The following is a 23,151-nucleotide window of genomic DNA, read 5'->3' as shown; positions in this document are numbered from 1 at the left end:
CGATGGCCGCCATCATCGGCACGCGCAGAATCCGCCCGGACGCCGCCGACAAGGCGACCGGACGCACCGTCTACACGGCGGATGTGGCGCTCGAGGGCGCGCTCGCGGGAGTCGTCGTGCGCAGCCCGCACGCGTTCGCCCGCGTCGTCAAGGTGGATGTGGCGAGGGCGCAAGCACTGCCCGGCGTGCGCGCCGTTGCTCACGCGGGCAACACGCCGAGCAAGGCGCTGGACTTCGGCATCAAGGACCAGTACTTGTTCCCGCGGCCCTACGCGCGCTATGTGGGAGAGCCCGTCGCCGCGGTCGCCGCGGATACGGAAGCGCAGGCGCGCGCGGCTGCAGCCGCGATCCAGGTCGAGTATGAAGTGCTCGCACCGGTGCTGGACGCGCGCGCGGCGCTGAAGCCTGACGCACCGCTCGTGCACCCGGACTGGGAACATTACGAGAAGACCGCGGGCCGCGTCTTGCGCCGCAACGTGTGCGGCTACAATCGCGTGCGCCGCGGCGACGTCGATGCCGCGTTCAAGTCGGCGGATCGCGTCGTCGAGTCCGAATTCCATTTCTCGCCTGGCATGCCCGGGTATCTCGAACCTCGCGCTGCGGCAGCGCGTCCGGAACCCGACGGCGGCCTCACGCTTTGGTGCGGTTCGCAATCGCCGTACAGCAACCGCGACGAGCTTGCGGCGTTCTTCGATCTCGTGCCTGAACGCGTGCGTTTCGTCAATCAGTTCGTCGGCGGCGCGTTCGGGGGCAAGATCCTCATGGCGGCCGAGTGGTTCGCCGCCGCGCTCGCGCTCCAGTCGGGCAAACCGGTACGCGTTCTATGGTCTCGTCATGAAGATGGTCTGCACATCTTCCCCCGGCACGGCGGGTACGCGAAGTTCGCGTCCGCGGTGAAGTCCGACGGAACGCTGCTCGCCATGCGCGCTTCGTTCGTCTACGACACCGGCGCGTACATCGGTTACGGGGGCGGCACCGCGTTGATCTCGAGCATGCTCGCCTCCGCGCCGTATCGCATTCCCAATCTGGATATCGAAGCGACGCTGGTCTACACCAACAAGCACATCGCCGGACCGGTGCGCGCGCCCGGCGGGCCGCAAGCGAATTTCGCCAAGGAATCCCATCTGGAGGAAGTCGCGCGTGCGCTCGGCATGGACTCGCTCGAATTCCGGCTCAAGAATGCTTGGAACGAAAGCGACGTCAGCCCCACCGGCCAAAAACTCGAGGGCGTCACCATTCGCGAAACGCTGGGCCGTGCCGCCAAGGCGATCGGTTGGGGCGAACCGCTGCCCCCGAACCACGGCCGCGGCATCGCTTGCACGTGGTGGTTTTCCTCGTGCGCGGAATCCAAAGCGCGCGTGGAGATACGCGCTGACGGCTCGGTGCTCGTCGCGTCAGGGAACGCGGAGGTTGGCACCGGATCCGCCGCTTCTGCCCTGCCGATGATCGCCGCCGATGCGTTGGGAATCGATCCGCAAAAAATCACCCTGCTGCTCGCGGATACCGCCAGCGCGACCTACGACAGCGGTGTGGGGGGCAGCGGTTCGACGTTTTCCGCCGGGCTTGCGGTGAGGGCGGCGGCCAAGAGCGCGCGCGAGCAACTGCTCGCTCGGGCGGAGGACGCACTGGAAGCGCGGGCTGACGACATCGAACTGCGTGATGGCCGCGCCTCCGTGCGCGGCGCGCCGGAGCACGGCGTTTCTTTCGAGCAGCTCGCGAAAGCCGCCGGCGGCTCGATCACCGGTAGCGGCGAAGCGGAGTCCATCTCCGATCCGGAGCACGATGAGACGCTCACCGAAACGCATGGCTTTGCGAGCTGGCTCGCGCCGTCGTACACGACCACGGCGGCCGAAGTCGAAGTCGATCCGGAAACCGGGCGCGTGGCCGTGCGCAAGATCACGACCGTGCAGGACGTCGGCTTTGCCGTGAATCCGGCAGGCGCGATCGGCCAGATCGAAGGCGGAGCGGTTCAAGGCCTGGGTTTTGCGCTGACCGAGGAGCTCGTCTACGACGGGCATGGCGACCTGATGCCGGATTTCAAGGACTACTTGCTGCCGACATCCGTGGATGCCCCGGCCATTGAAGCGATTCTGCTCACGTCGAAGTCGGGTGCCGGACCGTTCGGCATGAAGGGCGTCGGCGAACCGCCGGTGACGACCCCTGCCGGAGCGATCGCTAACGCGATCCGCGATGCAGTCGGCGTCGCGCCGCACGAAACGCCGATGACGCCTGAACGCGTCTGGCGCGCGCTGCAGGCGAAGTAGATTTTCCGAGCTCGCTTGCGCTCGCTCGGAACACTACACAGAGTTTTCCAAGTCGGCGAGGAGGTCGTGGTCAGCCGCCCAGCGTGGCGGCGTGCCGAAGCCTGAGGCCGTCGCGCTCAACGTGCCGCGCGACAGCGCGTACCGAAGCGCGCGGCGCTCTTCCTTCAGATAGCGCGCCTTGGCGTCGAACTTCGCATAGTACCATCCGAATTTTGCTGTCTGCGAAGCGCCTGCAGCCACGTTCTCGCGCACGATGAGCCCGTAGTTCTTCGTGAATGCCATCGCGCGCGCCACGTACACCCGCGGAAAACGCTCGTAGGCCAAGCCCGCCACGAAGACATGCGGCCAACGCTCGCCTTTTGCGTCCACGATGGCTTCGCAGGCCACGAGCTCCTCAGACCGGAGCGCAGGCCGCATCGGGAGCTCGCCGTCTTGGAGCCGGCGCACGAGGGCGGGTAGCGCGTCCTCGGAGCGGCGCGTTTCCTCGACCACCGCCTCGATCACCCGCTTCTCGTCATCCAGGAGTCGCGAACGCAGGTGCGCTTCGCCTGAAATCCAGCGTCGGTGGAAACCGGCCGCCACCGCGACATGCGCCAAGACCGCACTCGGACCCAAACCTTGCGTTTCGTCGCGCCATCGCGCCAAATTCTCGCGAAACGCGCGAACGGTCGCGCGCACGGCCTCCGGCAGACGCTGGTCGGCCGAACCGTCCATCACGTTGCGCGCAAGCGCGGTGCGCTGCCGGCTCTCATCGGCGCGCCGATGCTGCTCTTCCGCTCCCACGTCCAGCGCCAACTGCGTCACGCTCGTCGGATCGTCGCACAGCGCGAAAAGGCTGGCATCAGAAAGGCCGACGAGCGGCGACGAGAGCACGCGCAAGAGATGTTCGTGATCGAGCGGCTCGTGAACGGCCACGGCGAGCGCGAGCCAATCTGCAAGTTCCTTCGCCGCGGCGGGTCGATCTCGCGGAGGCGCGATCGGCACGCCGCGTTTGGCCAGCGCCTCCGCGTATACGGCTGCCGCGTCATGGCTGCGCGTGAGCAGTGCGATGTCAGCCGGCCGCGTATCCCCGCGCAATAAATCCAGCATCGCCTCAGCGATGGCGTCGCTCTCCGCTTTTTGATGCTTGAAGCGCTGCGCGGCGAAATGCGGGGACGGAACGAGGGGCAAGGCGATCCACTCGCGAGCGGGCGTCGCATCGAGCACGCTACGCCTGCCTGTGAGTCCATCGATGCCTGAGTCCTCGCACCCGGCCAGCGTGGCGCCCGGCAAACCTTCCCGCAAGAGCAGCTCCAACAGCTGCGCGACAGCCGGTTCGGCGTCTTCGGCATCGTCGATGAAGAGCGCTGACAAACCACCCGCAAGTGCGCGCGCCGCGCGCGCGTCGCGCTCGAGCCAGGTCAGACATGCGTCAACGATGTCCTCGTCAGACTGAACGGGCGAGGTTTGCGCGGCGGCGATGTACTCCGTGTAGAGCTTTGACAGGAGGATGCCCAGATCGTGTTCGGCGCGGCGCTGCGCGAGGAGCGTCGCTTCTCGAGCGCCCATGGCTTCGCGGCCGCGCCGGCTTGCCCGCGCGCCCAAGCCGGGTTCGCGGATCAGCACGAGCGCTCGCTCCACGCCGCTTCCATAGAAGACGTCCAGCCCGTTGCGGCAGCCTTCTTCGAACGCAGCCGGGCCGATGCGCGAACGCCTCAGCTGGCGGAACAACTGCGCGGCCTCGTCCAAGAATGCGTCAGGGCGGCTCAGGAACGGCAGATCGAGATCAACGGTTCCCGCGCGCAGCATCGGCCACGAAAGATCCAGCAGACCACGCCCTGCGATGCGCACGATCGAGCGCGCAGCCGCGTCGCCGCCCGGCCGCAGTTTTGGAGAGACATTTGCAAGCGCGTAGTTCGAGCGCATCCAATGCGCCAGGTGCTCGGGCGCGATGCCCGCGACCACGCGCTCCGGCGCGCCGGCGAGGTCGAGCGCACGGCGCATCGCTCGCACGCCCGACTCGTGCGAGCAGACGATGACCACAGCGCCCGTCTTACCGAAGCGGGCTGCTCGGGCTGCCAAGGCGCTCGTCTTTCCCGAGCCGGCCGGGCCTGTGACGAGCGTGATGCCCTCTCCTGGAGCCTCAACGACACGAGCTTGAGCGTCGCTCAGAGCGAAGACCTCAGCGCGCAAAGACGCGCTCGGCTTGAGCCGGCCGCTGTCGGCACGCTCGAGCGTACGCACAAAAGGAACATGGCGGATCCTCGCCCGCCGGGAAATTATCCAATCCTTGTCGCGTGAGCATGTCGCAACGTTCGAGCAAAACGTTCATCGCCGCTTCGAGTTCAGCCGCCGTGCAGGTGCCGCGGACCACGCCTGTACGCGGAGTGCGGTCCGCGACGGCTTTGCCTGCCTCGTCCACGACGTCGAGGGCGAGCACCCACGCTTTATCGCGCGGGTCGCGCAAGGATATCAATGCGAGCCTCGCCACGTCGTCGCCGCGCGCGCGGCGCACGCTGTAATACAGCGCCAGTTGCGCCTCGTCCCCGGCACGCACGCTGCGCAGGTAATTGTCCGGGTCCCCGTCGATCCGTCCCGTCTTGTAGTCGAAGATGGTGATGGGTCCCCCCGCAAGCGGGCGGTCGATGCGATCGATGTAGCCGACAAACGCATGGCCGCCAGCCCCCCAGCGATGCAGCGACTCGACTTCCTCGACCCGCAGCGGCTGATCGCGTGCTTCCTGCATCAACCAGCGCGCGTAGTGCTCGGCCACGGCGCGCGCCTTGATTCGGCTGACCTCATACTCGAGCTCGGACGAGAAATCCGGACGAGCGCGTTCGAACGCGATGGCCAGTTCCTGCTGCAGCCTCTTGCGGATGTCTTCTTCGGAGTACTCCGATGGAACCCGGATGTCGCGATGCAGCGCCTCGAGCGCCGCGTGAAACACCTTGCCGTAGGTCGCGTGGATGCTCCCCGGATCGTGGAGCGCGTCGCATAGATACTCGAAGAACCAGCGCCGCGGACATTTCACGAACAGATTCAGGCGCGATGCCGAGAACGTCATGCCCGGCGCGGTCAAGGGTCGCGGCGGATCGGGCTGTGGCCACTCCCAGACGCGCGTGACCGATTCGGCCGCCTGCGAAAGCAACTCGGCGGCGGCGACCAACTCCGAGCTCGCTGCGCTCGCTCGGAACACTACATTCTCTCGGAACACTACATTCGCGGTTTCGATGTCGATGCCGAACAGCGCCGCGCTGTTGCGCGCGTCCATCGGAAGAGCGTCCCCCATTCCGAGCTTCGCTTGGAACGCTACATTCGAGGCGGGCTCGTTGCGGAGCGACAGCAGGGCGCTCGCCAGCGCGCTGCGCGCGGGATCTTCGTCCGCGACGATCGATGCGAGCGTGAGATCGCTGACGCCCGCGCGCGCGATGATCGCCGCGAAGTCGCGCATCTCGCCGGCGTACTCTGGTCCGTCGATCACCGTTATGCTGGACGCGCCCCCGGCAGAGCCGCTTCCAAGCGGGTCATGCTGGTGTCGACGCAGTCGATCGTCAAGGACAGCAAGCCGCTCATATCGCCGGCATCCGCCTGTCGCAGACTGTCGTAATAGCGGTCGCGCGCGCCGACCTGCACGATCGCCGGCGGATAGCCAGCGGATTCGAGGACCAGGTTGGAAAGGATGCGCGCCACGCGCCCGTTGCCGTCCAAGAACGGCGCGATGTTCACGAGTTTCGCCTGCGCGGCGCACGCTTTGGCCACGGGATCGGCAGTCGATTCGTCGAGCCATTCCATGAACTCGCGCAGCAGAGCCGGCACCAGCACGCTCTCGGGCGGGAGATAATCTCGTCCGACGATACGCGCATCCGTCCGGCGATACGCGCCCGCATTCTCATCGTCGATGGAGGCGAAAAGCCGCGCGTGCAGTTCGCGGATCGCGTGCTCCGTCAGCGGCGCGTCGCATGTGGCGAGCGTCTCCGCGTGTCCGAGCGCGCGGAAGAGGTTCACCGCCTCGAGGTGCTCGCGCAGCGTGAGTCCGCCCACGGTCGCGCCCCGGCCGATGACCTCCTCGGTCTGCCGGCGATCGAGCCGGTTGCCGCGGATCGCGTTGGAATGATACACTTCGTCGAGGCGCAAGTCATGACGCGCCTCCAGGCGCGCCGCGTTCGCGTCGCTGCCGCGCGTGGTGAACGTGCGCAAGCGATCGCGCAAACGGGCCAAGCGCGTCTCGAGCGCCTGGTCGAAACGCAGTCCGGTTTCTTCTTCTTCCGTGCGTGCGGGCTGGTCCAGCCCGTAGCGCGCGAGGTCGACGCTGTTCGCGCGCAGGAACTCCAACGCCACGGCTTCGAGGCGGTGCTGCCGGTATGCGAGCCAACTCCGGCGCGCGCGTGGATATGCGCCCAAGGTCTGCAAAAACCGCGCAGGACTGGTCGAACCGGCCGAGGCGGCGCGCAGCTTGTCGACCAGTTCGCCGTCGAGCAGCGTCTCGATGAAGTCGGAGAGCAGCGAAGCCGCTTCGGCGTGCGATATCGGTCGAACGGCCAGCGCGTCGTTGCGGCTGGAGATCCGCAGCACCGCCGGATCGTCCGAAGCATAGGGCTCGACCCGTCCGGTCGAGGCCACGAAAAAGTAGCGGAACTGGCCGCTGCGGTCGTCAAGCGCGTCTGCCAGCTCCTCCAGGATGAAATTACGCACGTTGCGTCCCATTTCGGGGGTCGCGCTTGCCCGCCTGCGCGTGCTGTGGCTCACACTTTGACTGATAAGCCGAGCACTTGGGCAAACCGATAATAGAGAGTAGAGACTTAATCGTCCCGTGAGCCCAGGGACGAAACCGGGCTTTAGCAGGACCTTCGTCCCGCTTGCCTGTACGAGTCGCGTTCATGAGGCGTCTATAACCGGATGTTGCCCTTCCTCGTCCCTGTAACGCTCGCTGGAGCGGTTCGGTCATATCAGTTGGAGCCAGTTTCATCGGGCCGGGACGTGGCCTTGATGACTCGCATCGCGTCAGGAGACGGAGACGCGTTTGCGGAGCTGGTCAAGCGTTACACGAGGATGTTGTACAATGTGGCATACCGGTACAATGCGAGCCAAGCGGAAGACCTGGTCCAGGAAGCGTTTTTGCGCGCCTATCAGCACGCGAACACTTTCTCCGGCCGCAGTAAGGTCTCGAGCTGGCTTTACCGGATCTGCGTCAACGTCTGTCTCACGAACATGCGTCGCTCGTCGGTGCCGACCACTGACATCGATGAAGTCAACGAATCCGAGTTCGTCGCTGCCGAAGAGGAGCGTCCTGAGCAGCGCGTCGAGCATGGCGAGACCTACGCAGCGCTTGAAGACGGTCTTCGCGCGCTACCGAGTCAACAGCGGATGGTTTTCATTTTGAGAGAGCTCCAAGGGCTTTCCTACGGGGAGATATCAGACATTCTTGGCATGAACGAACAGGCGGCGAGAACCAACCTGCACCGCGCAAAGCGGCGGCTGCAGACTTGGCTCAACCCGTTGCTGGGATGAGGCAAGGATAACATGGAGTGCTCTGAAGCTCTCGATCTCCTCTTCTCGTCCTTCGATGCGCAGATCACGCCGACGCAGCAATCGCTGCTCGACGCGCACCGCCGCACGTGCTTCGCCTGCGCGCAATCGATGGCGCGCGGCGAGCGTTTTCAGAATTTGCTTCGCCAGGTGCCGCAGCTGACCGTACCGCGTGGCCTGGAAGATCGCATCGTCAACCGCGTGCTCGCCATCCACGGCGTGCCGGTGCGCAAGTCCGAGACGCGCACCGTTCTGGAGTCGCTGACCAGCTGGCGCACCTACGGCGCCGCGTTCGCGATGGCCGCCGCCGCGTTTGCGCTCATCATCATGACGCGCGGCGCCTTCGATCGGGTCGCGATATCGAACCGGCCGCCCGACGAGACCGTCACGGCGTACCTGCAAGGTCAGGTTCAAGACACCGCGGCCAACCAAACGACGACGCAGTCGGCCGAGAACAGCTTGGCGATTTCGACCGGCGACGTCGTGAGCAACAACAGCGCGCAGCCGGCCGTGGTCGCCATCACGCCGCATCTGGCCGTCACCCTTGGGTCCGATGCCGAAGTGCAGTTCAACAAGCTGCATACCAATTCGCAGACGGGCAATCCCGACATCGTCGACATGAAGATCGATCGCGGCACCGTGGCGGTCCGCGAGGTCCTTCACCGCGACGTCCCGCCGATCCACGTCGCCACCAACCAGGCGACGATGCTGCCGACCGGCACGCAATTCACGGTCGTCGCCGAAACCGGCGTGACTCGTCTTGCGGTGAGCCAGGGCAGCGTAGCGGTCTTCGTGCCGGGCGGAACCTTCAACGTGCTCGCCGGACAGGGCGCCCGCATCACCGCGACCGGCCATCAGCTGCTCGGCGTGAAGCGGATCAAGACGCACACCCAGGCGCTGCCGAAGCAAAAGCCGCCGGCCAAAACGTTCTAGGTAAGATTTCCGGGGCTAAAGCCCCGGCACTACAAGATCCTGCTCCACAGTTTCGTCTGGCTTCTTCATAACCCCAGGGCGGCGCCGTCGCTGCGCGCATCCGATGCTCCGATCAAGATGCCTCGCTCTTTGTCGATGACGATCGCGCCGGCGTGGCCCATCGATTCTTCCCACTCGTCCGCCACGATGACGCGATGTCCGCGCGCCTCCAAGCCTGCGATGCACGCTTTGCCCGCGCGCGCCTCCACGGCGACGCCGGGCTGCTGCGCGCCCCACGTGCGGCCGTAGCGCCAGCGCGGCTCGTCCAGCGCTGCCTGCGGATCCATGCCGCGTTCGGCGATGCGGATCGAGTTCTGCAGGTTGGTCTGCGGCTGGCCGTCGCCGCCCATCGTGCCGTAGACGAGATACGGCCGGTCGCCGTCCAGCAGCATCGCGGCCATCAGCGTGTGGAATGGGCGCTTGCCGGGTTCCAGCGACGTCGGCTTCCCGGCATCCAGCGTGAAGGCGCAGCCGCGGTTTTGCAACACGATGCCCAGCTCGGGCACGCCGACGCACGAGCCGAAATGGAAATACAGCGACTGGATCATCGACGCTGCGTTGCCGCTTTCGTCCACGCACGCGAAGTAGGTGGTCCCACCCCTGAGCGCCTGTGCTGTATCGGGCGCTGCTTTGTTCGGATCGATGCGCCGAGCTTGTTCTGCGGCATGCTTCGCGCCCAGCAGTTGTTGCGCCGCGAGCGCGGAGGGCGTTGGATCCGGCACCAGCCTGTCGCGATCGGCAAACGCCAGCTTCACGGCCTCGATCCCCCGATGCGCGAACGCCGCGCCGCCGGGATCGAGCCGCTCCGCGCCGCTCGCAGCCTCGTAGATCGCTTGAGCGAAAAGCAAGGCTACGCCTTGCGAATTCGGGGGCGTCACGAGCGACCTCCACGCGCGAAAGCGCGCCTCGAGCGGTTCGCAGAAAAAGCCGCGATGCGCCGCCAGGTCCGCGCCGCGCAGCGGGCTCCCCGCGCGCTCACAGGCCGCGCGGATGCGCTCCGCACCCTCGCCCGTGTAAAACCAGGCGCGTCCTTTTGACGCGATCATCTCAATGGTGCGCGCCAACGCCGGCTGCACGAGGCGATCGCCGATCTCGTACCCCTGCGCCCCGTACAGCTCTCGCGCGCCGGGGTCCGCCGACAAGAACTCGCGCTCCTCGGTGAGTCCACGCACCACGCTACGGGCAAGCGGTGCACCCTCGCGCGCGTAGCGCGCGGCGGGCGCCAGCAAGCGTCCGATGTCCATGGACCCGAAGCGCTCGTGCAGCGCGAACCACAGATCCACCGCCCCGGGAACCGTTAGAACCGCCGCGCCGCCCCTTTCGGGGATGACGTTGAGGCCGTGATCGCGGTAGAACTCACGCGTCGCGAGCGCGACCGCGGCGCCGGAGCCGTTGTAGGCGTGCGTCGTTCGCGCGCTCGCGTCGTGATAGAGGATGAACGCGTCGCCGCCGATCCCGGTCATGTGCGGATAGACGACAGAGAGCCCCGCGGCCATGGCGACGATCGCGTCGGCTGCGTTTCCGCCTTCCCCCAGCACGCCGATGCCGATCTGCGATGCCAGCGCGTTGGGCGACGTCACCATGGCGCGACAACTTTTCGCGCTGGGCCGACGCCCGCTTGGCTTCAGACGCGGCGCTGTCACGCGCCCGGTAGCACGATGCCCGACGCATGCCGAGCGAGCACCGCAGCTTCTTCGTCGAGCGCTTTTGGCTCGAGCCTGTAGAAATCGTCCAGACTGACGATGCGAACGCGGCGCACGTAGTCAAGCTGTCGCGCACGCACCGCCTGCGCGACATCCTCGACCGTTCGTTCGCCAAAGCGCATCGGTCTGCCGATGCACACGTGCCGGCCTGCGGCGGCGAGGGCGCGCAGCGCTACAGGCGCGCCGTCGGCGATCGGCTCGCCCGGCTCGCCAAGCGGCCACACCTCGATCTTTTTTGGCTCGTCGGTCAGCAGCTCAACGCACTGCACGAAACCGGCTGACCATCCTTCGACCCGATACAATCTCGTGCGAGCCTCTTGCCATGATGCCAATAGCGATTGCTGGTCTTCTTCTCCGAGCTTCGCTCGGAACGCTACATTTTCACCGTGCTCGATGGCGAACTGGCGCAGCGCGCTGTGCCCGTAGTGCTCGAGCCGAAAATCAAAAATCAAAAAGTCGACGGCGCGGGCGGCGCGCTCCGGGGTGAGCGCTCCGCGCCAAAAGGGGAACTCCCGCTGCGCCACCGCGTTGAGCGGCATGCCAGCGACGCGCTCCGCATAACGCGCGATCTCCTGCAGCAGCGGCAACGCCCGTGCCTCCAGGGAGCGCGCGAACGCGTCGCGCTGCGCCTCGCGCCCGAGACAACACCGCTTGTGCTTACGCCCGCTGCCGCACGGGCACGGATCGTTTCTGCCGACTTTTTGCATGCCGATACTCTAAGCAAGGACTTCCATGAATCTCACGCATGCCCTCGCGGCGCTGACGCTTGCGCTGCGCCTTCACGCCGGCGATCACATCGTCGAACACGGCGACACGGTCGACCGCGTTCAATGGATACTGCCGCGCGCGCGGCTCGAGGCTGCGCGGCGCGGCGGCGCCGTCATCGACGAAGAGTTTCGTACGACGAGCCGCGCCGACGAAAAGGTGCTCGCCGTTTTCGGCGATCACGCGTTGATCCACGGCGTGGTCGATCTCGTCACCCTCGACGTGCCGCGCGGGAAGACCGCCCGCAGCGCTTCTGCTCAAACGGTGGACCTGAGCACCTTCAACGCCGTCTTTGGCGACCCGCGCTACGATATCGCAGACGCGCCCATGATCGGATTGCCGACGTCGCCGATCCGTTTGGGCACCCGTTGGACCACTCGCGTGCGCGTTGTGACTGCGCTTGGAAGCGGCAGCGTCGGATTCACGCATCGCATCGTCGACATCGGCACTGACCTCGTTCGCATCGAGGTGACCGGCACGGGCACGATTACGGGCAAAGAATACAATCTCCCCAAACTCCTGCCGGGGACCATCGCCGTGCGCGGCTCTGCCTGGTACAGCCTCACGCAAGGCATCATCGTGCGCGAAAGCTACCGCATCGACAACGCGCTCGTCAAGCCCGCGGGGGCCGAGCAGATCGGCTTCAAGGAGGTGCTCTTCGTCGACAGCGACGCGCACAAAGCAGGACGCAGCACGCTCTAGACGGCATAGTTGACACGAAGGCGAAACGCAATTATGGAAAAAGTAACAGTTCCGGAGATCATCGCTCGCAAGGGCGGCACAAAGATAGCGATGATCACCGCGTATGACACCCCGACCGCTCGCATCGCGGATCGGGCGGGCGCGGACATCATCTTGGTCGGCGATTCGATCGGCAATGTCGTCTACGGCCATGACGACACGCTGCCCGTCACCGTCGACATCATGGTCCGCCATACCGCGGCCGTCTCCCGCGCAACGCCGCGCGCGTTGGTGGTGGGCGACATGCCGTGGCTGTCGTATCACCTCTCGACTCAGGACACCATTCGCAACGCGGCGCGCTTCCTCGTCGAGGGCCACGCCGACGCCGTGAAACTCGAAGGTGGCCGCAAACGCATACCGATGGTCGAGGCGCTGCTCTCTTCGGAGATCCCGGTGATGGGGCACATCGGCCTCACGCCGCAATCCGTCCACGTCATGGGCGGCTTCCGCGTGCAGGGCAAGTTCGCCGAAGCCGCACGTGAGCTGCTCGACGACGCGCGCGCGCTCGCCGCGGCCGGCGTTTTCGCGCTCGTGCTCGAAGGCATTCCCGACGTCCTTGCTGCGGCGATCACCGAGGCGATATCGGTGCCGACGATCGGCATCGGCGCCGGACCGCAGTGCGACGGTCAGGTGCTCGTCTTCCATGACGTGCTTGGACTCGGCGATCGCAAACCGGCGAAGTTCGTGCGTCAATACGCGCATCTGGCCGATGACGCGACCGCGGCTGTGTCGCGCTTCTTCGACGACGTGCGTTCCGGCGCGTTTCCATCTGAAGCAGAAACCTATCACATGCCCGCGGAGGACGCCAAGGCGTTCAAACGCTAGGTCAGCCCTTGAAGATTCTTTTCTGCGGTGAAGGCTACTCCGAGAGCCGGCGGCGCCTGGCGCCGCTGCTTCCCGATCACGAGATCGCGGTGTGCTCGCCGGACCGCCTCCCTGAGTCGCTGGACGGCGTCGACGTCGTCGTGCCCTATGGCACTCCCATCACCGCCGACGTCATCGCGCGCGGAATATTTGGACTGGTGCAGCAATTCGGCGTCGGTTTGGAAACCGTTGACGTCGAAGCCGCGACGCGCGCCGGCGTGTGGGTGGCGCGCATTCCGGGCAAGGGAACCGGGAACGCCGAGTCGGTCGCTGAGCACGCGGTGCTGCTCATGCTGGCGCTTTCGCGCCGCTTACCGCGCGCGACCGAGTCGCTCGCGCAGGGACGCATGGGCGAGCCGTCCGGACTGGCACTGCTCGGAAAGACGGTTTGCATTTTTGGACTCGGCGACGTCGGACGCGCTTTGAGCGTCAGACTCGCCGCTTTTGGCATGCGGCTCACGGCCGTACGCCGGCGACCCGAACCAGACCCGACGCTGCCGGTGCCGTTCGCGCGCGTTTATGGCGTAGCGGACCTTGCCGCGGCGGTTGCGGAGGCTGACTACATCGCGATCTGCGCCCGCTACGAACCTGAAGCTCATCATCTGCTCGATGCGCGCGTGCTGAGCCGCGTGAAGCGCGGGGCGTTTTTGGTCAACACAGCCCGCGGCGGGTTCGTCGATCCGGAGGCGCTTGCCGATGCGTTGGAAAGCGGCCGTCTTGCGGGTGCGGGCCTCGATGTGTTTTGGCAGGAGCCGCCCGACGTCCGACATCGCCTCTTCCGCTCCAACGTCATCGCGACGCCGCACATCGCGGGGGTGACGGATGTTTCGTACGACGGCATCGCGCGCGCCTTCGCTGACAACGTCAGACGCTTTGCGTCGGGCGCTGCGCCCCTGCATGCGGTCAACGCGCCCCCGCATCCTCGCTCTCGCAAGGAGATCGCCCAATGAAGTCCATCAAATCGCTCGCGTTCATCGCCTATCCGGTTTCGGACATCAAGAAATCGACTGCCTGGTATCGCGACGTCATGGGTTTTGTGCCCGGTGAGATGGCCAGCGAGCACTGGGTAGAGTTCGAAACCGGCGGCGTGGCGTTCGGGATCGGGCGGGGCGAGGACCTCGACCTTACGCCCGGCAGCGCCTGCAGCGTGGCGTTCGAGATGTCCGATCTCGATGGCGCCGTCGCCGCGTTGAAAGCCAAAGGGGTCGAGATGACCAAGGTCATGGACATGCCGAGTTGTCGCGCCACCTTTGTCAAGGATCCGGACGGCAACCGGATAGCTCTTCACCAGCGCAAGGCCTGACCGGACGCCTGCCGGACGTCTGCCGGGTATCCTTAAGGAGCAGGAAACGTTTTAATCTCGCGTTTCGTTGGACTAGAATGGGTGATTGTGCCCGTTTTTGTCGAGGAGAGTTAATAGCGATGAAGTCTCTGCCTAGACTATATTTGCTTGTTGCCGTGCTGTTCGTTTGCGCCTTGGCGGCTGCGGGCGCGCTTCCCGTGAGCGCCAATTCGGCGAACACCACGAACTCCAACACACACCAGCTCATCGTGCTGTCGCCCACCAACTTGCGCCAGCCGGCCAACGCCGCCGAGTGCAAGGCGCACGTCTACAACAACCCGTACTTCGACCATGTCCGGTACGGTTGCGACCACGCTACGTCCAATTACATCTTCCTTATATGGGATTATCCCGGCAAGGCCGACGGCTTTCACGTCTTCCGAACCGACGTCGGACGCCAGGACAACGGCATTCACAATGACGGCACGGTGGCGCAGATCTACTACACCGGCGGCCGCGCCTGCTGGGTAGTCACGGCAGTGCGGGGCAACAGCGAATCCTCCGACAGCAATCAATTCTGCCTCTACCCGGTGCTGCAGAAGCTGCATCAGATTCCGCATTAACCGGGGCTAAAGCCCCGGCACTACATTGACGTTGTTTATGGGCCGGCGTACCAGGCGCCGAAGTTGCGCAGCCAGACGTCGCCGGCCTCGCGTGCGTCCTTCGACGACTCCACCACGTACAGGCGCGTCCACGTGATCGGCCAGCGCGCTTGCACTGGGATCGCCACCCGCAACGTGCGCCAACCCTTCCAATCCACATGCCGCGCCAGCGTAACGCTGTCGGCGATGCCGTCGCTGTTCTTATAGCCGCCCCTGAGCCACGCGCCGCTGCCGTCCCCGAAGACATCCAGCGCGATCGCCAGCGGTTCTCCGGCAAACGCGACCTCGCTCTCGGCGTACGCGGCGCGCGTTCCCGCCGCGCTTGAAAAATCAAACGTCAGATGCATCGCGGCGGCATTGTCCGGTGCGGGCGCGTTGTCGAGGCCGGCGGCAAGCTCTGCGGGAGTCGCGGCGTAGCGCCACTGCTTCGGCCCGCTTCCGGATTGCGGCACAGCCTGCACGACCTGCAGATGCTCCCCCACCAGCAGCACTTGCTGCGCAAGCGCGCCTCCTGCTCGTGCCGTCAACGTGGCCCGCGTTGCGCGCAGCGAGGCGACGAATGTGCCATCTTGCTCGACGCGGCCTCCATCACCGCTCGCGAGCCATTGCACATTCTGATCGTCGACGGCGACGGGCGTGCCCTGCGCATCGGTTGCGACGGCTCGCAAGCGCGTCCGGCTGCCTGCCGCTAATCCGCGCGAGTAGCCGGAAATCGCAAGCTTCGCGATCGCGCCGACGACTGCGACGTCGAGCGAGCCGGCAATGCCTGCCGCCGTCGCGCGCAGGGTGGCGCGGCCCGGCCGCACAGCGGTCGCGCGACCACCGGCGCTGATGTCGAAGATCGAAGCCGGCTCGCCCGTGAAGGCGATTGCCGGCGCGTCCAAGGCGACCGGCTGATCGTTGGCGTCGATCGCGCTCACGCGCAGTGTGAGGTGATTGCCCACCAAGACCGCGCGGGCAGGCGCATGCAGCACCAGTTGCACCGCGCGGCCCGGCGGCGCGGTGTTCATGACGAGCACAGCGTCGGCTATCGAACGCTCGCGTCCGTCCGAAGGGATGTTGGCCACGCTGACTTTGTCTTCTCCCAGATGACGCACGACCAGCTCGGTGGAGCCGCCGCTGTCAAAGGCCATGCCCGTCGCCGCACCGAGCGCGATCAGCAGCGACGCGAACATCGGCCGCGTGACGCCGACCGAACGCCCCGGCGCCCGACCATCGACTGTGACGAGCAAGAGCCGCGAGCCATCTGGAGATAGCCCGGCGCCCGTGAGCGGATAGCGCACGTCGCGCTCTTGCGGAGCAGGCGCATCGGGATCCTCATAGTACGAACCATCCCGCACCAACAGCGGTCCACCGCCGACCGCGATCAGCAACGAACTCAAGGGAGGGGTCGCCTCAAAGGAAAGCGTCACCGCGTCGCCCGCATGAAAGCGCTGCACGAGGTCATCAGCGGCGGCGCCGCGCGCTGCGATCGCGTAGTCGTGCTCGCCGAGCGGCAGCAAATCCGCAGGCGCCGCAGCAACGCTTGCCACCCGGTAGTGCCCGCTTGCATCAAGCGGCGTCAGTACGACCTCCGACGCTCCGCCCGCTTCCGTCGTACCGAGCCTGGCCGTGAGCAGCGCGAGCCTCGTCGTGCTTGACCAATCGTTGATCGAATCGATGCTGGAGTCCGAGCCGTCGGCAGCGGTGACGTGCGCGCGCACGGAGACCGGACCCATCGTCACCGCGTTGTTCGGACCCACCGCAAACGCGGCTTTGCCGTTGCTTTGATGCTGCACCATGCCGTTGCTCATCACGATGTTCAACGGCGTTCCGGAGCCGCCGATGTCGAAGTAGTCGGCGTTGATCCCCGCCTCCGCGCGTTGCCGGTCCGCCATGGACGAGAGCGCTTCGCCGGCTCCGATGATGGCGTCGTGATGCGTGGCGGCGGCGAACGAGACATTTGGGTTGCGCAGGTCGATGCGAAGGATCGACAGCTCGAGCGGCCCGAGCGCGGTCGCGAGGCGCCAGCGCTCGTGCGTGACGCCCGGTCCGATGAGCTCGTCGGTTCGCAGCGCGCCTAACCCGGCGGGCCACGGCGGCGCGGGCTGGACGAAGGCGGCCGGGGTGAACGAAGCGGCTTCATCGGCCACCGCCGCTTGCGGCGGATCCAGCACGCCGCACAACAGCGGCGCCAGCGCTATCGCGCAGGCGGTAAATCTTGAGAACGCGGTGAAACGGGTACAACGAGAGACATGCACGGACACAATTTCGAGTTGCGGCGGCGAACGTACCAGTCCCTGCGCGCGGTGAGCGTCGCCGCAGCGATTGCTTGCATGCTTGCCGGAGAGCGCGTGGCGCGGGCCGACGACGCCGTCGGCATTTCGCTGCATTTCACACCCGGGGCGCACTATCAGCGCACGGAGAAGCTGATCCACTTCATCACCTACGACATCAGCAAGACCTTGAAGGGTCTTGCCGGCGGGCGCGCCGACGATGTCACGATCCTCGAGGACCGCACGCGAACGCTGTCCATGCTGGACAGCAGCGGCAAGATCCAGGTGACTGAAGAAAACACGCGCCGCTTCGGGGGCGCCAATCCGAAAGATAAGTCGGTCAAACAGCGCAGCGACAAGTACGAGGGCACCATCTGGCCGAACGGCGTGACGCGCCCCGCTTCGACCGCGCTGGGCGACGTGGGCGATGGAGCGCTCGATCAACTTCCCGACAAGCCGCTTGCCGTCGGCCAGACATGGACGTTCGACAGGCCGGTCAAAGTTGACCGCGAGCTCGGTCAGGGGCGCATGACGTACACCGACAAGCTCACGCGCATCGAGGAGCGCGGCGGTCATCGCATCGCGATCATCGACGTGACGGGCACGGGCCGGGTAGACGCCGCCAAGGATCTGCAAGCCAAGGGATTCCACACGGCCCCGATCGCGCTCAAAGGCACGGCGGAATTCGACACGACGACCGGCCTGCCCGGAACGCAGCACTACACCGCCGACGTCGAATGGGTGACGCGCGTGATGTTCGCAAAGATCGGCGTCAAGTTCCATGACACCTATGACGCCACGCCTTGGACGGTCAAGGTAAAGAACACGTGACGCCCGCGCGCGACGCGACCGAAAGCGCCGCGCTCAACGGGCTGGTGCGCAGAGCGCTCGACCAAGCAGCATTCCCGGGTGACGTCTCGGCATACGTGCTCGCGCTCGCCCGCATGGAATACGGCGCATGGAAGCCGGACGACGATATCTATCCCGCCAGCGTGATCAAAGTGCCGATCATGGCGGAAGCGTTTCGGCAGCGCGAGGGCGGTGCGATCTCGTTTGACGATCGCGCGCCGATCAGCGCGTCCAACCAGACCACGACCGCCGCAGAGACCCCGTTGGTCACCGACTATGTCGCCTCGGTCGGCGAGCTCGTGGGCTTGATGATCGAGCGCTCCGACAACGTCGCGACCAATCAGCTGATCGATATCTTGCGGCGCGAGCGAGTCACCGATTCCATGCGCTCGCTCGGCTTGCGCGATTTTCTCCTCGGCCGGAAACTCTCCGGTTCCGAACCGTTGATCGAAGATCCGGAGATGACCGGCAGAAATCGTCTGTGCGCGCGCGATGCGGCGCGTTTGCTCACGCTGATCGCCGCTGACCAGGTGCCGGGCGCCGCAGCGCAACGAGATATCCTCGCCGCTTGCGTCGACGCGGACAAATTGGTCGCCGGTCTGCGCCCCGGCGATCTTTTTATGCATAAGACCGGTGAAACCGATACGGTCAATCACGACGCGGGCATTTTGCGCACGCCGCAGAGCGCTCGTTACGTCGTCGTGCTCTATACCCGCGGCGACAAAAGCACCAATCCTCGCTTGGCTGCGTGGATGCGCGCCTTGCGCTCCGAGCTGTAGCGCCGGGGCTTTCGCTCCGGCCCGTCGAACAGGTTACTCATGCCCACCCTGGTCGAAGTCGTGCTTCCAGAAATGGGGGAGTCCGTCGCCGAAGGCACCATCACGGCGTGGCACAAGCGTGTCGGCGAGACGGTCCAGGCGGGCGAGGCTCTTGTCGACGTCACCACCGACAAGGTAGACGTCGAGGTGCCCGCTTCCGCGGCCGGCACGGTCACAAAGATTTTGGCTGCGGAAGGCGCGACGGTGAAAGTCGGCGCTCCGCTGGCAGAGATCGATACGGATAAGATTTCCGGGGCTAAAGCCCCGGCACTACAAGGTCCAGCTCCACAGAGCGCTCCGGATGTAGTGCTCCGAGCGAGCGAAGCGAGCTCGGAGAAAGATTCCGGGGCTAAAGCCCCGGCACTACAAGATCCAGCTCCACAAGCCACAGCTGTGCATGCGTCGCCGGTGGCGCGGCGCATCGCGCGCGAGCGCGGCGTCGATCTGCGCGGCATCCAAGGCTCGAAACCCGGCGGCGTGATCGGACCTGACGACGTGGTGGTGGCGGCCCAACCAGCCACGGTCCCGCCCCCGGATGGGGCGCGCGTCATACCGCTGAAGGGACCCGCTGCATCGCTGGCCGGACATATGGAAGCCAGCCTCTCGATTCCGACCGCTACGAGTTTCCGCACCATCAGCGTCGACACGCTCGACGTGCGCCGCCGCGACCTCAACGCCGCACTCAAGACGGCCGGCCGCGCCGAAAAGGTCTCCTACACGCATCTCGTCGGCTTCGCGATCGCGCAGGCCACGCACCAAGTGCCCGTGATGACGTGGTCTTTCCGGCGAGGGCCGAGCGGACCGGAGCGCCTCGAGCAGGGCGTTAATCTCGGTCTTGCCGTCGACATGCAGCGCAAGGACGGCAGCCGTTTCCTCGTGGTGCCTGTCATCCGCGACGCCGACAAACTCGCTTTCTCGGAATTCCATAAGATCTACGAGGTGCTGGTAGCGAAATCGCGCTCGAATGCCCTCACGCCGGCGGAGCTGGCAGGCGCCACCATCACCCTCACCAACCCGGGCGGCATCGGCACGGTGGCATCGGTGCCTCGCCTCATGCCCGGCCAGGGCACGATCGTCGCGACCGGCGCCATCGGGTATCCGCCCGGGCTCGCCTCGGTGCCGCAGTCGACCCTGCTCGCGATGGGCGTCGCCAAAGTCATGACGCTCACGAGCACGTACGATCATCGCGTCATCATGGGCGCGCAATCGGGCGAGTTCCTCGCGCGTGTGGAAGCGCTGCTCAACGGCGCCGATGGGTTCTACGACGCGGCCTTCGCAAGCCTCGGCCTGCCTGGTCCAAGCGCCGCGCCCAAACTGGAGACGCGCGCTCCCGGCACCGAAACGGCCCCCGCGGGAGCGGTCCCCGCCGAGATGCTCCGCGCGGCCACCGCAGGTTCCGCGCTGGTGGCGCGCTACCGCACCCACGGCCACACCGCGGCCATGCTCGACCCCCTCGGCGAGCCGCCATCCGGCGATCCGGCTCTTGACCCCACGGCGCTCGGGCTCACGCCTACCATCATGGCCTCGATCCCCGCAGCGGCGCTGCGCATCTTCCTGCCCGGCAACACGCTCGCCGAACTGCTGCCGCGTCTGCGCGAAACGTATTGCTCCACCATCGCATACCAGATGGAGCACATCTCCAACCACGAGCAGCGCAACTGGATGCGCGAGCAGATCGAATCCGGCGCGCACCGGCGGCCGCTGACGCGCGAGGAATCGCTCAAACTGCTCGATCATCTCAGCAGCGTCGAGGTCTTCGAGCGCTACTTGCGGCGTTCGTTCCTCGGTCAGAAGACGTTCTCGATCGAGGGCCTGGACGCGATGATCCCTATGCTCGAGGAGACGCTGGACTTGCTGGGCGCGGAAAACGTCGGCGAAGTCGACCTCGGCATGGCGCATCGCGGCCGGCTCGCGGTCATCACGCACGTGGTCGGCCGGCCGTTCGAAGAAGCGCTGCAGGAATTCGAACTCGCCGAAAAGCGCGGGCAGACCGACATGGCCGGCGACGTCACCGGCGACGTCAAGTATCATCAGGGCGCTGAAGGCGTCCGCCAGACCCCGATCGGCAAGAACGTGCGCGTAGTGCTGGCCAACAATCCCAGCCATCTCGAAGCGGTCAACAGCGTGGTCGAGGGCCGGACACGCGCCGCCCAAACCGATCGTTCGCGCAACGTCATCGCGCTCGATCCGCTGCGCGCAGTCGCCGTGCTCATCCACGGCGACGCGGCTTTCTCCGCTCAAGGCAGTGTGGCGGAGGTTCTCAACCTTCAGGGCCTCGCGGGCTATTCCACCGGCGGCACCATCCACATGATCGCCAACAATCAGATCGGCTTCACGACCACGCCGGGCGAAGGCCGCTCCACGCGCTACGCGAGCGATCTCGCCAAAGGCTTCGACGTGCCCATCATCCACGTCAACGCGGACGACGTGGAAGCTTGCATCGCGGCGGTCCGCCTCTGCGTCGCCTTCCGCCGGCGCTTCAAGCGCGACATCCTGGTGGACGTCGTCGGCTATCGCCGCTTCGGCCATAACGAGACGGACGAGCCGGCGTACACGCAGCCGATCATGTACGAGCGCATCAAGAACCACCCGACCGTGCGCGAGATCTTCGCGCGCCGGCTGATCGAGCGCGGCGTCATCAGCCAAGACGAGGCCGGCCGACTGCTGGAGGACGCGCAGCGCCGCATTGCGGGCGCGCACGAAAACGTCAAGCGGCGCCTTGCTTCGGGCGCTCCAGCGGAGCCAAAACCGAGCGCGCCTGAGGCCACCGATGGGCAGCTTGTCGACACTCGGGTCCCCGCGCCCGCATTGACCAAGTTGAACGAGCAGCTTTTGGCGGTGCCTGCCGGTTTTACGATCCATCCGAAACTGGAGCGTCAGTTCGAGCGGCGGCGCGCGGCGTTCGCGGCGGACGGCGAGATCGACTGGGCCCTTGGCGAAGCGCTCGCCTTCGCGACGCTGCTCCTCGGAGCGAAGCCGGTGCGGCTCACCGGGCAAGATACCGAGCGCGGCACGTTCAGTCATAGGCATGCCGTGCTGCACGACCCAAAGACCGGCGCGACCTACACGCCGCTGCAAAACCTGCCCGAGGCACGCGCATCGTTTGAGATCTACAACAGCCCGCTCTCGGAGTTCGCGTGCGTGGGCTTTGAGTACGGCTACAGTGAGGCGGCGCCCGAGGCGCTCGTGCTATGGGAGGCGCAGTTCGGGGACTTCATTAACGGCGCGCAGATCGTCATCGACCAATTCATCTCGGCAGGCGAAGCGAAATGGGGCTCAACCGCGCGGCTGACGCTGCTCTTGCCGCATGGCTACGAAGGCGCGGGACCCGAGCACTCGAGCGCGCGCCTCGAGCGCTTCCTGCAGCTCGCCGCCGAAGACAATTTGCGGATCGCCAATTGCACCACGCCGGCCCAGTACTTCCACCTGTTGCGCGATCAGGCGCTGTCCGCCGCCGCACGTCCGCTCGTCATCATGACGCCGAAGAGCCTGTTGCGCATGAAGGCCGCATCCTCGAGCATCGCCGACCTGAGCGAGCGCGGCTTCTCGCCCGTGATCGACGACGCGAGCGTCACGGATCGCGCGCGCATCGAGCGCCTGATCTTGTGCAGCGGCAAGATCTACTACGATCTCATCGGCGACCCCACGCGTGCCGCCGCGACCGATCTCGCGATAGCACGGGTCGAGCTGCTGGAACCCTTCCCGCTCGAGCGCGTGCTCGAACTTGTCGCTTCGTATCCGAAGCTTCGCACCGTTGCGTGGGTTCAGGAAGAGCCCAAGAACATGGGCGCGCGAGCGTTCGTGTCGCGGCGCATCCGCGAGCGCCTCACTCCCAAGGGCATCGCTTTTGGCTACGTCGGGCGGCCCGATCGCGCCAGCCCGAGCGAAGGCTATCCGGGCCCGCACGCGGTCGAACAAGCGCGCATCGTGCACGACGCCCTCTCGCTGCCCATCTATAAGGAAACGCGTTGAGCGCAGCGAATCGGCCGGGCATGCGATTCATGCTTTCGTTCTGCGTGGTTCTTGCGCTTGTCGGAACGGGCTGCTCCAAGCAGTCCACGTCGGCGAAGCAAAACGTGCCCGACCTCAGCAACGTGGACCAAAAGGCCACGGCTTTGGAATCGAAGGTAGGCTCGGTGAAGTTCGGCGCGAGCAGCGTCGACGCGGCTAAGCTCGGCGTTCCGCTCTACCCGGGCGCGAAGCCCACCGAAGGCGGCGGGCTCGACGCGACCACCGCTGAGGGATCCGCGCAGATCCTCGTGCTCACCACGGGCGACTCGTTCGATAAAGTGTACGCATGGTACAAGTCAAAGATGCCCGCCGGCTCGGAGAAAGCGCGCAGCAGCAGCGCCGACAACTCGTTCGCCAGTTTCGAAGTCGTCAAGAACGGCTCGAAGGAGATCTCGTCGGTGGAGCTGAGCACGGACGGCGGCAAGACGCAGATCGCGATCGCGCACGGCACCAAGTAACA

At 66.0% G+C, this 23,151-nt stretch carries 18 protein-coding genes; 12 read left to right on the top strand and 6 right to left on the bottom strand.

Annotated elements, in window-relative coordinates:
- Window positions 1-2 precede the first annotated feature (2 nt).
- A complete protein-coding gene (locus VN934_03230; protein HXM17804.1) occupies window positions 3-2,264 on the top strand; it encodes a xanthine dehydrogenase family protein molybdopterin-binding subunit in 2,262 nt (753 codons plus the stop codon).
- A gap of 33 nt (window positions 2,265-2,297) precedes the next feature.
- Here the strand turns inward: VN934_03230 and VN934_03225 are convergent, their stop codons facing one another.
- From VN934_03225 to VN934_03215, 3 genes are read right to left on the bottom strand one after another with little or no spacing between them, the layout of a single operon-like run.
- Window positions 2,298-4,487 (bottom strand): 3'-5' exonuclease, encoded by a 2,190-nt coding sequence (locus VN934_03225; GenBank protein ID HXM17803.1) that lies wholly within the window; start codon window positions 4,485-4,487, stop codon window positions 2,298-2,300.
- Window positions 4,426-5,724: a PD-(D/E)XK nuclease family protein gene (locus tag VN934_03220; protein ID HXM17802.1), complete on the bottom strand. Its 1,299-nt coding sequence runs from the start codon at window positions 5,722-5,724 to the stop codon at window positions 4,426-4,428. Before VN934_03220 ends, VN934_03225 begins: the two co-directional genes overlap by 62 nt.
- Before the next feature lie 2 nt (window positions 5,725-5,726).
- Entirely contained in the window at window positions 5,727-6,935 is a 1,209-nt protein-coding gene (locus tag VN934_03215; GenBank protein ID HXM17801.1) for a Fic family protein, read from the bottom strand.
- A gap of 294 nt (window positions 6,936-7,229) precedes the next feature.
- Here VN934_03215 and VN934_03210 point away from each other — a divergent pair, with 294 nt between their 5' ends.
- Window positions 7,230-7,751 carry a sigma-70 family RNA polymerase sigma factor gene (locus VN934_03210; GenBank protein HXM17800.1) on the top strand — a complete coding sequence of 174 codons (522 nt, stop codon included), beginning with the start codon at window positions 7,230-7,232 and terminating at the stop codon, window positions 7,749-7,751.
- 12 nt (window positions 7,752-7,763) lie between these two features.
- The gene (locus tag VN934_03205) at window positions 7,764-8,702 is read left to right on the top strand and encodes a FecR domain-containing protein (GenBank protein ID HXM17799.1); all 939 of its coding nucleotides are present in this window, start codon (window positions 7,764-7,766) and stop codon (window positions 8,700-8,702) included.
- Between the two features lie 65 nt (window positions 8,703-8,767).
- On the opposite strand, the gene ggt is transcribed toward VN934_03205, so the two are convergent.
- On the bottom strand, window positions 8,768-10,324 hold the full coding sequence (ggt, locus tag VN934_03200; GenBank protein ID HXM17798.1) for a gamma-glutamyltransferase: 1,557 nt from the start codon (window positions 10,322-10,324) through the stop codon (window positions 8,768-8,770).
- A 56-nt stretch (window positions 10,325-10,380) separates the two neighbouring features.
- Entirely contained in the window at window positions 10,381-11,151 is a 771-nt protein-coding gene (locus tag VN934_03195; protein ID HXM17797.1) for an SEC-C metal-binding domain-containing protein, read from the bottom strand.
- Between the two features lie 25 nt (window positions 11,152-11,176).
- On the opposite strand from VN934_03195, the gene VN934_03190 reads away from it, so the two are divergent.
- From VN934_03190 to VN934_03170, 5 genes are all read left to right on the top strand, one after another.
- Window positions 11,177-11,911 (top strand): hypothetical protein, encoded by a 735-nt coding sequence (locus tag VN934_03190; GenBank protein ID HXM17796.1) that lies wholly within the window; start codon window positions 11,177-11,179, stop codon window positions 11,909-11,911.
- Window positions 11,912-11,944: 33 nt separating this feature from the next.
- Entirely contained in the window at window positions 11,945-12,775 is an 831-nt protein-coding gene (gene panB / locus VN934_03185) for a 3-methyl-2-oxobutanoate hydroxymethyltransferase (protein ID HXM17795.1), read from the top strand.
- Between the two features lie 8 nt (window positions 12,776-12,783).
- Complete coding sequence (locus tag VN934_03180; GenBank protein HXM17794.1) at window positions 12,784-13,764, top strand: 2-hydroxyacid dehydrogenase; 981 nt, start codon at window positions 12,784-12,786, stop codon at window positions 13,762-13,764.
- Window positions 13,761-14,117, top strand: a complete 357-nt coding sequence (locus tag VN934_03175; GenBank protein HXM17793.1) for a VOC family protein — start codon at window positions 13,761-13,763, stop codon at window positions 14,115-14,117. Before VN934_03180 ends, VN934_03175 begins: the two co-directional genes overlap by 4 nt.
- Window positions 14,118-14,236: 119 nt before the next feature.
- A complete protein-coding gene (locus VN934_03170; GenBank protein HXM17792.1) occupies window positions 14,237-14,719 on the top strand; it encodes a hypothetical protein in 483 nt (160 codons plus the stop codon).
- A 35-nt stretch (window positions 14,720-14,754) separates the two neighbouring features.
- On the opposite strand, the gene VN934_03165 is transcribed toward VN934_03170, so the two are convergent.
- Window positions 14,755-17,130: a phosphodiester glycosidase family protein gene (locus tag VN934_03165; GenBank protein HXM17791.1), complete on the bottom strand. Its 2,376-nt coding sequence runs from the start codon at window positions 17,128-17,130 to the stop codon at window positions 14,755-14,757.
- Here VN934_03165 and VN934_03160 point away from each other — a divergent pair.
- The 4 genes from VN934_03160 to VN934_03145 are packed head-to-tail and all read left to right on the top strand — an operon-like array spanning window position 17,092 to window position 23,149.
- Window positions 17,092-17,844: a hypothetical protein gene (locus VN934_03160; GenBank protein HXM17790.1), complete on the top strand. Its 753-nt coding sequence runs from the start codon at window positions 17,092-17,094 to the stop codon at window positions 17,842-17,844. The two genes, VN934_03165 and VN934_03160, sit on opposite strands and share 39 nt — an antisense overlap.
- A complete protein-coding gene (locus tag VN934_03155; GenBank protein HXM17789.1) occupies window positions 17,841-18,641 on the top strand; it encodes a serine hydrolase in 801 nt (266 codons plus the stop codon). The genes VN934_03160 and VN934_03155 overlap by 4 nt, the downstream gene beginning before the upstream one ends.
- A gap of 39 nt (window positions 18,642-18,680) precedes the next feature.
- The gene (locus tag VN934_03150) at window positions 18,681-22,652 is read left to right on the top strand and encodes a multifunctional oxoglutarate decarboxylase/oxoglutarate dehydrogenase thiamine pyrophosphate-binding subunit/dihydrolipoyllysine-residue succinyltransferase subunit (GenBank protein HXM17788.1); all 3,972 of its coding nucleotides are present in this window, start codon (window positions 18,681-18,683) and stop codon (window positions 22,650-22,652) included.
- Complete coding sequence (locus tag VN934_03145; protein ID HXM17787.1) at window positions 22,649-23,149, top strand: hypothetical protein; 501 nt, start codon at window positions 22,649-22,651, stop codon at window positions 23,147-23,149. Before VN934_03150 ends, VN934_03145 begins: the two co-directional genes overlap by 4 nt.
- The last annotated feature ends 2 nt before the right edge of the window (window positions 23,150-23,151 follow it).

This window comes from Candidatus Tumulicola sp. (assembly GCA_035601835.1).
Lineage (GTDB): Bacteria > Vulcanimicrobiota > Vulcanimicrobiia > Eremiobacterales > Eremiobacteraceae > DATNNM01.
This window is presented reverse-complemented; position numbering and strand designations above follow the sequence as displayed.

Bases quoted from the DNA above. Each gene is read 5' to 3' on its own strand.
- VN934_03230 (HXM17804.1), top strand. From the start codon at position 3: ATGGCCGCCATCATCGGCACGCGCAGAATCCGCCCGGACGCCGCCGAC.
- VN934_03210 (HXM17800.1), top strand. From the start codon at position 7,230: ATGACTCGCATCGCGTCAGGAGACGGAGACGCGTTTGCGGAGCTGGTC.
- VN934_03205 (HXM17799.1), top strand. From the start codon at position 7,764: ATGGAGTGCTCTGAAGCTCTCGATCTCCTCTTCTCGTCCTTCGATGCG.
- ggt (HXM17798.1), bottom strand. From the start codon at position 10,324: ATGGTGACGTCGCCCAACGCGCTGGCATCGCAGATCGGCATCGGCGTG.
- VN934_03195 (HXM17797.1), bottom strand. From the start codon at position 11,151: ATGCAAAAAGTCGGCAGAAACGATCCGTGCCCGTGCGGCAGCGGGCGT.
- VN934_03190 (HXM17796.1), top strand. From the start codon at position 11,177: ATGAATCTCACGCATGCCCTCGCGGCGCTGACGCTTGCGCTGCGCCTT.
- panB (HXM17795.1), top strand. From the start codon at position 11,945: ATGGAAAAAGTAACAGTTCCGGAGATCATCGCTCGCAAGGGCGGCACA.
- VN934_03175 (HXM17793.1), top strand. From the start codon at position 13,761: ATGAAGTCCATCAAATCGCTCGCGTTCATCGCCTATCCGGTTTCGGAC.
- VN934_03170 (HXM17792.1), top strand. From the start codon at position 14,237: ATGAAGTCTCTGCCTAGACTATATTTGCTTGTTGCCGTGCTGTTCGTT.
- VN934_03165 (HXM17791.1), bottom strand. From the start codon at position 17,130: ATGCAGCGAAATGCCGACGGCGTCGTCGGCCCGCGCCACGCGCTCTCC.
- VN934_03150 (HXM17788.1), top strand. From the start codon at position 18,681: ATGCCCACCCTGGTCGAAGTCGTGCTTCCAGAAATGGGGGAGTCCGTC.